Source organism: Kitasatospora sp. NPDC127116 (assembly GCF_042677365.1).
Taxonomy (GTDB): domain Bacteria; phylum Actinomycetota; class Actinomycetes; order Streptomycetales; family Streptomycetaceae; genus Kitasatospora; species Kitasatospora lactacystinica.
In genome coordinates this window covers 1-8,687 of sequence record NZ_JBHXTL010000230.1, presented here as the reverse complement: position 1 = coordinate 8,687, position 8,687 = coordinate 1, and the positions used below count along the sequence as shown (strand labels likewise).

The window sequence follows — 8,687 nt, the reverse complement described above, 5'->3', positions numbered from 1 at the left end:
CCCCCGAGGACGCCCGGCTCCCGCGGACCGCCCGTGGAGTACCCATGCCTTCTCGCCGTACCGCGTTCTGGCGCGCGCTCGTCGCGCTCGCCGTCGTCGGTGTCTCGCTCTACGTCGCCCTGACCACCCCGCCCCGCCTCGGCCTCGACCTGCGCGGCGGCACCCGGATCGTCCTGGAGACCCAGGACTCGCCCACCGTCCGCGCCGACGCGGACGCCACCGACCGGACGCTGGAGGTGCTGCGCCGCCGGGTCGACGGCCTCGGCGTCGTCGAACCCTCGCTCGCCCGCGCCGGGGAGCGGCGCATCGTCGTCGAACTCCCCGGCGTCCAGGACCCCCGCGAGGCCGCCGGGGTCATCGGCCGCACCGCCCAGCTCACCTTCCACCCCGTCGTCGCGACCGCCGACGGCCCGGCCGGACCCCCGCGGCGGACGGGTCCCGGGTCCTCGCCGACCCCGGTCTCCCCGGCGGCCACCTGCGGCTGGGCCCGCCGGCGCTGACCGGCGACGGTGTCAAGGACGCCTCGGCCGTCCTCGACACCCGGACGGGCCTCGGCCGGGGAGGGCTGTTGCGCGCTGACCGCACCATGGCTTCGAACCGACCTGCACCCTCGGGGGGATGGGCGTCTATCAGGGTGAGAGGCGGGGAGAGCGAGCCGGCGGAGCCGGGGGGTGCCTCTATGGGGGACGTCGACCCGGCGTCGGGCCAGGCAGAGGGGGCTTGGGTGTGCCGTTTTCCCTGGCCGATCTTCTTGTCGTAGCAGGTGCGGGAGGCCGGGTCGCTGAGCGAGGCGAACGCGGCCGGGAAGAACGCTCGTTTCAGCTGCTTGTCACCCCTCTGGGAGGGTTGTTCGCCGCGTATGGAGGATCCGGAACTGCGGGTCGCGGGGGCGAGGACGGTAACGGCCGCCCGCCCGTGAGCGTGCTCCCGAGCGCGCCAGGTGGCAAGAGCAGTCCGGGCCAGCGCATCTGATGACTCAAACCGCTGATCTCGCGGAGTGAAAGTCCGCCCGCTCGGCGCGTCCCGACCGCGACCCGCGCACCCGCCGCGTGACCGTGGCAGCAGACCCACCAGCCACGCACCGACGGGATGCTCCGTATGCCACCCATCGACCAGACCACTGCCGGACTCCCCGAGACCGGGCACTTCCCCGACCGCGACGAGCTGCTCCGCCTCAAGGACGGCTGGGGCCTGCACCCCGCGCTCGACCCCGAGGCAGTGGCCGTCCGCTTCGACCGACACCTCGCCACGCTGCCGCCCCAGCCCGGCGCCGCAGCCGGGGACGGGGCCCGGCCGAACCTGGTGCCCGCCGACACCGCGCGGGACTTCATCATCCAGCTCGCCGGCAGCCTCACCCGCACCCGGGTCGACCACCGCAAGCTCAGCCAGGCCGAAAAGGACGCCTTCAACACGGCCCTGAAGGCCGCCCACGCCGCCGGGACGTACAAGACGCTGGCCGACATCCACGGCGACATGAGCCACCGGATGCACTCGATGAGTGGCCCGATCGGCACTCAGCGCTTCCTGCCCTGGCACCGCCGCTACACACTGCAGGCGGAGAACCTGCTGCGCTCCGTCCAGCCCGCCAACGGCGCGCCGACCCTGACCGTCCCGTACTGGGACTACGCCAACGACCACGCCCGCCCCGACTGGGTCTGGCAGCCCCCGAACGTCACCCGCGGCGTCCCCGGCGCGAACGGCGGCTCGCTGCCGACCCAGACCCTGATCGACAGCCTGCTGCTGCGCCCGCGCTACACCCCGTTCACCAGCCACCTGGAGGCGGACGCGCACAACGACGTGCACAACTGGTGCAACGGCACCATCAGCGACATCATGGCCGCCCCGCACGACCCGATCTTCTGGCTTCTGCACGCCAATGTGGACCGTATCTGGGACCGCTGGCAACTCAACCACACCGGCAAGCCGAGCCTCTCCGGCAACGATGCCATCCTCGACCCCTGGACCAGCACCGCCACCGACGTGGCCAGCACCATCGCCCTCGGCTACTCCTACGCCTGACCGCCGACGATGCGCCGTCGCCTCGCTCTCACCGTCCTGCCGGCTCAACTCCTGGCCGGCGCACCGGCCGTGGTCGCCGAGGCGGCGGCCTTCGACCCGGGCCCGACCTCGAGCGTGCGTCGGACGGTGCCCGACCCGGATCCCCGGCTCACGATTGTTGGAACCAAATGGTCACGCTGCGTGCAACCTGCGGTGAACTGCCATCCATGCCGGAACCGGTAGCGGTGCGGAGCGTTGCCGCAAGCACGGAGCGTCGGCCGGGGCGGCCGAAGCAGTCGATGAACCTGTTCGAGACGCGCGGGCGAAGCGGCCTCACCCTGGTGGCTGTGCGGGTGATGACCGCCGTGCACTTCACCAGGGCACTACGCCGGCGTCCTCGAAGAACCGGCCCGTCGGGCCGTCGTCGGGCAGGGTCGCGAGTTTGATGGCGATGGCCGCGCCCTGTTCGGGGGTGCGCACGCCCCGGAAGCCGTTGAGGTCGGTCGCGACGTAGCCGGGGCAGCCGGCGTTGATCAGGATGTTCGTGCCGCTCAGCTCGCGGGCGTACTGGAGGGTGACGGCATTCAGGAACGTCTTCGACGGCGAGTACGCCACGGCCACTGGACCTGTGGTCAGCTCACCAGCGGCCCCTGACTGCCGGGTGAGGGAGCCGACACTGCTGGACATGTTCACGATCCGCGGTGAGGCAGAGCGGCGCAGCAGCGGCATCATCGCGTTGGTGACACGGATGACGCCGATGACGTTGGTCTCCACGACCGTGCGGATGGTGGCGGGGTCGACGCGGGTGGGCTCCTGGGGCGTGCCGCCCGCAATAGCGGCGTTGTTGACGAGCACGTCGAGGCGCCCGGCCTGTTCCTCGATCAGTCGTGCGGCGGCTGTCGCGCTCGCGTCGTCGGTCACGTCCAGCGGTACGCCGAACGCGTCGACGCCGGCCGCGCGCAGTCTCTCCACCGCGGCCTTGCGACGCTGATCGTCGCGGGCGCCGACGCCGACGCTCCAGCCGAGGGCGCCCAGGCCTGCGGCGATCTCGTAGCCGATTCCCTTGTTCGCGCCGGTGACCAGCGCAATCGTTCGTTCGCTCATGGGGACCATGCTGCTCTCGGACCCCGGCGGGGGTCCAAGACCGATTGGGTGGGCAACGATACCTTCCAGGTATCGATCCGGAGTACCGTGGCCGGATGGAGACCAGGGAACTGCGCTACTTCGTCGCCGTCGCCGAAGAGTTGCACTTCGGGCGCGCCGCGCAGCGGCTCGGGATCGCGCAGCCGCCTCTGTCACGGGCGATCCAGCAGCTCGAACGCCGGCTCGGGGCGGCGCTGCTGGACCGGACCAGCCGCACCGTCACGCTGACCGAAGCCGGCTCGGTGCTGCTGGTCGAGGGCCGGGCGGCCCTCGACGCGGTCGAAGCGGCCGAGCGCCGGACCCGCCGTGCCGCCCTTCACTCGACCGGACGTCCCGGCCTGGTCCTGGTCGCGAAGGCCAGCGCGTCCCGCGAACTGCTGGCGAGGCTGCTGGACGCGTACGCCGCCGAACCCGGCGCGGTCCCCGTCGACGTCATCCTGTGCGGCCCGGCCGAGCAGGAACGACTTGTGCGTGAGGGCCGGGCCGACGTGGCGCTACTGCACCGGCCGTTCGACTCGACGGCCGGGTTCCACACCGAAGAACTCAGCACGGAGGGCCAGGTCGTGGTCCTGCCGGCCGGGCATCCGCTCACCGTCCGGGCCCATGTGCACATGGCCGACATCACCGGGCTGCCCGGCCTGCCCCTGCCCCGCTGGCCCGACCTCGACGGCACCTACCCGCCCGGCCCCGGCCCGCAGGTCCGCGACCACGCGCAGTTGTTGCAACTCGTCGCGCTCGGCCGTGCTTGCGCGGTCTCACCGGAGTCGTGCCGATCTCAACTGCCCGGTGACCTCGCCGCCGTGCCCGTGCTGGATGCGCCGAAAGTCACCACCGTGATCGCTTGGCCGCCACACAGTCGGTCCAGAGCCGTCGCCGACCTTGTCCGGACTGCGACCCGTCTCCGGTAGTTCCAATGCGCCTGGCCCGGTTCCACCTCTCGTGTCCCGGCTCACGACCTGGGACTCAGCACACTGCCTGTCGTCAAGTGCGCTGGTTGACGTGCGGTTCTCCGGTCGGTTCAGTGCGACAGCTGCCGCTGGATCAGTGAGATGTCTGACGGCCCGTTGTTGTTCAGCACGCAAGTTGTGGCCGGCCCCGACTCTTGTGACGTCTTGTGGCGCCGGTCGGCCTTCGGGCCCAGCTCATCCCGGGAGCGAGGACGCCTCACCGATCGCGGCGAGCAGTTCGAAAGGCAGCTCCCGGTCCGCCTGACCGATGGCCAGCGCGAGCCATCGACAAGAGGACGGCAGCTGCACACTGGTGCGCGGTCCGCGCGTCGTGCTTCTGTCTCCACTGTACCCCCGGGGGTATTTTTCGGGTCGCCGCTCCGGGACGCCCGTAGGCCGGTGCCCGTCGATCCGCGCGGGATTTCGGCATGCCCGGACTATTGTCAGGAAACTTTACTTTTCACTAGGCTCTCGGCGGCGGCTTGGCGCGGCGCCCGCTCGATCGGGGCGTGACGCGCTCAGCGAGAGCTCTGACCCGGCCGCCGCGGTGGTGAGGGAACCACCGCTCGACCGGCGGGGATCGCGTGCGGGCCCCGCCGGAGTCCAGCTCTCGCCGTCGTTCTAGGTCAGGGAGTTCAGGGATGCGTCCCCAAGTCTCGGTAAGGCCTGTTCACATCGGAGTGTTCGCCGCGGTGCTCGTGCTGGTCGGCGGACTGTTGCTCGGCTGGTCCGGGCGGGCGGGAGCGGCGGCCGATCCGCTGCTCTCGCGGGGCAAGGCCGCCACGGCCTCGTCCACGGAGGGCTCGTCCTACGCGGCGGGCAAGGCGTTCGACGGGAACACCGGTACCCGGTGGGCGAGCGCGGAGGGGAAGGACCCGCAGTGGCTGCGGGTCGACCTCGGGGCGAACGCCACCGTCTCGCGGATCAAGCCCTCCTGGGAGGCCGCGTACGCGAAGGCGTACCGGCTGGAGGTGTCGGCGGACGGGGCGACCTGGACCACCGTCGCCGAGGAGAAGGCCGGCAACGGCGGCACGGACGACTGGACCGGGCTGACCGGCAAGGGCCGGTACGTCCGGATGTACGGTACGGCCCGCGGCACGTCCTACGGGTACTCGCTGGTCGAGATGGAGGTCTACGGGGTCACGGACACCACGCCCTCGCCGACCGCCACGCCCTCGCCGACCGCCACGCCGTCGCCGACCGGGACCGCCCCGGGCGGGGCGTTCACCGTCGTCGCGGCCGGTGACATCGCGGCGCAGTGCACCGCCTCGGACAGCGCCTGCGCGCACCCGAAGACCGCCGCCCTCGCCCAGAAGATCGACCCGAAGTTCTATCTGACGATGGGCGACAACCAGTACGACGACGCCCGGCTGTCGGACTTCCGCGCCTACTACGACAAGAGCTGGGGCGCGTTCAAGGCGAAGACCCACCCCGTCCCCGGCAACCACGAGACCTACGACCCGGCCGGCTCGCTCTCCGGGTACAAGGCGTACTTCGGCAGCATCGCCTACCCGCAGGGCAAGAGCTGGTACAGCTTCGACGAGGGGAACTGGCACTTCGTCGCCCTCGACTCCAACGCCTTCGACCAGAGCGCCCAGATCGACTGGCTCAAGGCCGACCTCGCGGCCAACACCCGCAAGTGCGTCGCCGCCTACTGGCACCACCCGCTGTACTCCTCCGGCGGCCACGGCAACGACCCGGTCTCCCGGCCGGTGTGGCGGATCCTCTACGACGCCCGGGCGGACCTGGTGCTCAACGGGCACGACCACCACTACGAGCGGTTCGCCCCGCAGGACCCGGACGGGAAGGCCACCGCCGACGGGATCGTCGAGATCGTCGGCGGGATGGGCGGCGCCGAGCCGTACCCGATCGAGCAGGTCCAGCCGAACAGCCAGAAGCGGATCAGCGGCGACTACGGCGTGCTGAAGCTGGACTTCACCGACTCCGGGTACGGCTGGAGCTTCGTCGGGACGGACGGCAAGGCCAAGGACACCAGCCCGACCTACAGCTGCCACTGATGATGTACCTGGCCACCACGGGCCGTCGTCCGGACGCGCCGCCCCGCCCCGCCGGGGTGGGGCGGCGCGTCCCGGGCACGGTCGTCGCGCTCGGCGCGGTCAGCCTGGTCACGGACGTCTCCTCGGAGATGGTCACCGCCGTGCTGCCGCTCTACCTGGTCCTGGGCCTCGGCCTCTCACCCCTCCAGTTCGGCTTCCTCGACGGACTGTTCAACGGAGCCACGGCACTGGTCCGGCTCCTCGGCGGGCGGCTCGCCGATCGCGGCGCCGGCCGGCACCGGACCGTCGCGGGGGCGGGCTACCTGCTGTCGGCGCTCTCCCGGCTGGGCCTGCTGATGGCCGGCGGGGCCGCCGGCGGGATCGCCGCCGCGCTGGCCGCGGATCGGCTCGGCAAGGGCGTGCGCACCGCACCCCGGGACGCGATGATCACGCTCAGCGCACCGCCGGAGACCCTCGGCCGGGCGTTCGGCGTGCACCGGGCGATGGACACGACCGGGGCGCTGCTCGGCCCGCTGGTCGCCTTCGTGGTGCTGTGGGCGACCGCGGACGCGTACGACGCGGTGTTCGTGGTCAGCTTCGCCACCGGCCTGCTCGGTGTCGTGGTGCTGGGCCTCTTCGTCCCGGCCGACCCGTCGGCACCGCCGCCGCGGGCCGCACCGACCCGCCCGGTCCCGTCCGCGCTCCCGTCGGCGCTCCCGTCCGCTGCCCCGGCCGCGGGGCCGAACGCCGCACCCGGCCCGGCCGGCACGGCAGCCCGGTCGACTGCCGACCCCGCCTTCCGGCGGGTGGTCGCGGCCGCCGCGCTGCTGGGCGCCGCGACCGTCGGCGACTCCTTCCTCTACCTCCTGCTCCAGCGCGGCCTCGACCTGTCGGCCGCGCTCTTCCCCCTGCTGCCGCTCGGCGCGGCGGCCTGCTACCTGCTGCTGGCCGTCCCCGCCGGGCGGATCGCGGACCGCGCCGGACGGCGGATCCCGTTCCTGCTCGGCCACGGCGCGCTGCTCGCCGCCTACCTGACGCTCCTGGTCCCGTCGGGCCTGCCGACCGCCGTGCTGGTCCTGGTCCTCCTCGGCGTCTTCTACGCCGCCACCGACGGCGTGCTGATGGCGCTGGCCGCGCCCGCGCTCCCGGCCGCCGGCCGGGCGAGCGGCCTCGCCGTCCTGCAGACCGGACAGGCCCTGGCCCGTCTGGTCGGCGCGGCCGGGTTCGGCGCGGCCTGGACGTGGTGGGGGCCGCGCCCGGCCCTCGTCGCGGCCGCCCTCGCCCTGGCCGCCGCACTCACCGCCGCCTGGCGGATCCTCCCGGGAAGGAAAGCGCGCCGATGAAGTCGCGAACGGTCCTGCTGGTCCTCGCCGCCCTCGTCCTCCTGGGCGGCTCCCTCGGCTACGTGGTGCACGCCCGCCAACGGGACGGCGGACCGCAACCCGTCGCCGCGGACGTCTCGTTCACGCTCGACCAGCCCGGTCTCTACTACCGCGACACCGCCACCGGCCGCGTCGCCCGCAGCCCGGGCGGCGAGCCCGGCGGCCCGTCCTGCGCCCGCTTCTACGCCGCGGGGGACCGCGCCCTGTGCCTGCGCGCCCTGCCGGGCACCCCCGCCCGGACCCAGGCCGTGGTCTACGACCGGCGGTTCACCGAGCTCCGGTCGGTGATCGTCCCCGGGATCCCCAACCGGGCCCGGGTCTCGCCCTCCGGCCAGGTGCTCTCCTGGACCACCTTCGCCGTCGGCGACTCCTACGCGGCGGACCGCTTCTCCACCCGCACCTCGATCCTCGACCTGCGCACCGGCTACCTGATCAAGTCCGTCGAGGAGATCCCGCTGACGATCGGCGGCACCCGCTACCACGCCGCCGACGTCAACTACTGGGGCGTCAACTTCGCCGCCGACGACAACCGCTTCTACGCCACCGTCTCCACCGCCGGCCGCACCCACCTCGTCGAGGGCGACCTCAAGGCCTGGTCGGCCCGCACCCTGCGGGAGAACGTGGAATGCCCCTCGCTCTCCCCGGACGGCACCCGGATCGCCTTCAAGAAGAAGGTCTCCGCCGATCCCGCCGCGCCCTGGCGCCTCCACGTCCTCGACCTGGCCGACCTCCACGAACACCCGCTGGCCGAGACCCGCAGCGTCGACGACCAGGCCGCCTGGCTCGACGACGCCACCCTCGCCTACGCCCTCCCGGCCCGGGCGGGCCAGGCCCCCGACGTCTGGGCCACCCCCGCCGACGGCACCGGCACGCCCCACCTCCTCCTCCCCGGTGCCTCCTCCCCGGTCACCGTCCCGCCCCCGCCGGCCTGACGCCCGCCGGCCCGCCGCCTGCCGCACCCGCCCGGGACGGTGGGCCGCGCCGCCCCCGCCGGCCCCACCCTGCGCGACCACCTCGCCCTGCCCGTTCTTTGGGCGGCGCTGAACGTTCACGGCCCGTCCGGAGCGCCGGACGGGCCGTGAACGGAAGGGCGGTCGACCGGGGACGGCGCCGGGCCGGGGCGAAGGCCACCGCACCCGCGCCGACGGGCGGTCCGTCCCCGGTTGCTCACCGGTTAGCGGTGGGCGCCCCCATTCCCGACACGACCACATTTCCGAATA

General features: G+C 73.0%; 7 protein-coding genes and 1 pseudogene. 6 read left to right on the top strand and 2 right to left on the bottom strand.

Annotated features, from left to right (window positions below; all coding sequences use genetic code 11):
• The first annotated feature begins 44 nt into the window (after positions 1 to 44).
• Positions 45 to 500 carry a hypothetical protein gene (locus ACFVHV_RS42440; RefSeq protein ID WP_380359034.1) on the top strand — a complete coding sequence of 152 codons (456 nt, stop codon included), beginning with the start codon at positions 45 to 47 and terminating at the stop codon, positions 498 to 500.
• Positions 501 to 682: 182 nt separating this feature from the next.
• Here ACFVHV_RS42440 and ACFVHV_RS42435 read toward each other — a convergent pair.
• Positions 683 to 909 (bottom strand): annotated as a pseudogene (locus tag ACFVHV_RS42435) (transposase); the annotation flags it as partial.
• Positions 910 to 1,098: 189 nt separating this feature from the next.
• Here ACFVHV_RS42435 and ACFVHV_RS42430 point away from each other — a divergent pair.
• The gene (locus ACFVHV_RS42430; RefSeq protein WP_380359031.1) at positions 1,099 to 2,019 is read left to right on the top strand and encodes a tyrosinase family protein; all 921 of its coding nucleotides are present in this window, start codon (positions 1,099 to 1,101) and stop codon (positions 2,017 to 2,019) included.
• A 351-nt stretch (positions 2,020 to 2,370) separates the two neighbouring features.
• Here the strand turns inward: ACFVHV_RS42430 and ACFVHV_RS42425 are convergent, their stop codons facing one another.
• Positions 2,371 to 3,102: an SDR family NAD(P)-dependent oxidoreductase gene (locus ACFVHV_RS42425; protein WP_380359029.1), complete on the bottom strand. Its 732-nt coding sequence runs from the start codon at positions 3,100 to 3,102 to the stop codon at positions 2,371 to 2,373.
• Between the two features lie 95 nt (positions 3,103 to 3,197).
• Between ACFVHV_RS42425 and ACFVHV_RS42420 the strand changes: the two genes are divergently transcribed.
• The 4 genes from ACFVHV_RS42420 to ACFVHV_RS42405 all read left to right on the top strand — a co-directional run bounded on the left by ACFVHV_RS42420 (position 3,198) and on the right by ACFVHV_RS42405 (position 8,399).
• On the top strand, positions 3,198 to 4,049 hold the full coding sequence (locus ACFVHV_RS42420; RefSeq protein ID WP_359896737.1) for a LysR family transcriptional regulator: 852 nt from the start codon (positions 3,198 to 3,200) through the stop codon (positions 4,047 to 4,049).
• Between the two features lie 680 nt (positions 4,050 to 4,729).
• Positions 4,730 to 6,106, top strand: a complete 1,377-nt coding sequence (locus ACFVHV_RS42415; protein WP_380359026.1) for a discoidin domain-containing protein — start codon at positions 4,730 to 4,732, stop codon at positions 6,104 to 6,106.
• 2 nt (positions 6,107 to 6,108) lie between these two features.
• A complete protein-coding gene (locus ACFVHV_RS42410) occupies positions 6,109 to 7,428 on the top strand; it encodes an MFS transporter (RefSeq protein ID WP_380359037.1) in 1,320 nt (439 codons plus the stop codon).
• Positions 7,425 to 8,399, top strand: coding sequence for a hypothetical protein (locus tag ACFVHV_RS42405; RefSeq protein WP_380359024.1), 975 nt, complete (start codon positions 7,425 to 7,427; stop codon positions 8,397 to 8,399). Before ACFVHV_RS42410 ends, ACFVHV_RS42405 begins: the two co-directional genes overlap by 4 nt.
• The last annotated feature ends 288 nt before the right edge of the window (positions 8,400 to 8,687 follow it).

Excerpts from the sequence above, each read along its gene's own strand:
- ACFVHV_RS42440 (WP_380359034.1), top strand. The coding sequence starts at position 45 with ATGCCTTCTCGCCGTACCGCGTTCTGGCGCGCGCTCGTCGCGCTCGCC.
- ACFVHV_RS42425 (WP_380359029.1), bottom strand. The coding sequence starts at position 3,102 with ATGAGCGAACGAACGATTGCGCTGGTCACCGGCGCGAACAAGGGAATC.
- ACFVHV_RS42405 (WP_380359024.1), top strand. The coding sequence starts at position 7,425 with ATGAAGTCGCGAACGGTCCTGCTGGTCCTCGCCGCCCTCGTCCTCCTG.
- ACFVHV_RS42420 (WP_359896737.1), top strand. The coding sequence starts at position 3,198 with ATGGAGACCAGGGAACTGCGCTACTTCGTCGCCGTCGCCGAAGAGTTG.
- ACFVHV_RS42430 (WP_380359031.1), top strand. The coding sequence starts at position 1,099 with ATGCCACCCATCGACCAGACCACTGCCGGACTCCCCGAGACCGGGCAC.
- ACFVHV_RS42415 (WP_380359026.1), top strand. The coding sequence starts at position 4,730 with ATGCGTCCCCAAGTCTCGGTAAGGCCTGTTCACATCGGAGTGTTCGCC.
- ACFVHV_RS42410 (WP_380359037.1), top strand. The coding sequence starts at position 6,109 with ATGTACCTGGCCACCACGGGCCGTCGTCCGGACGCGCCGCCCCGCCCC.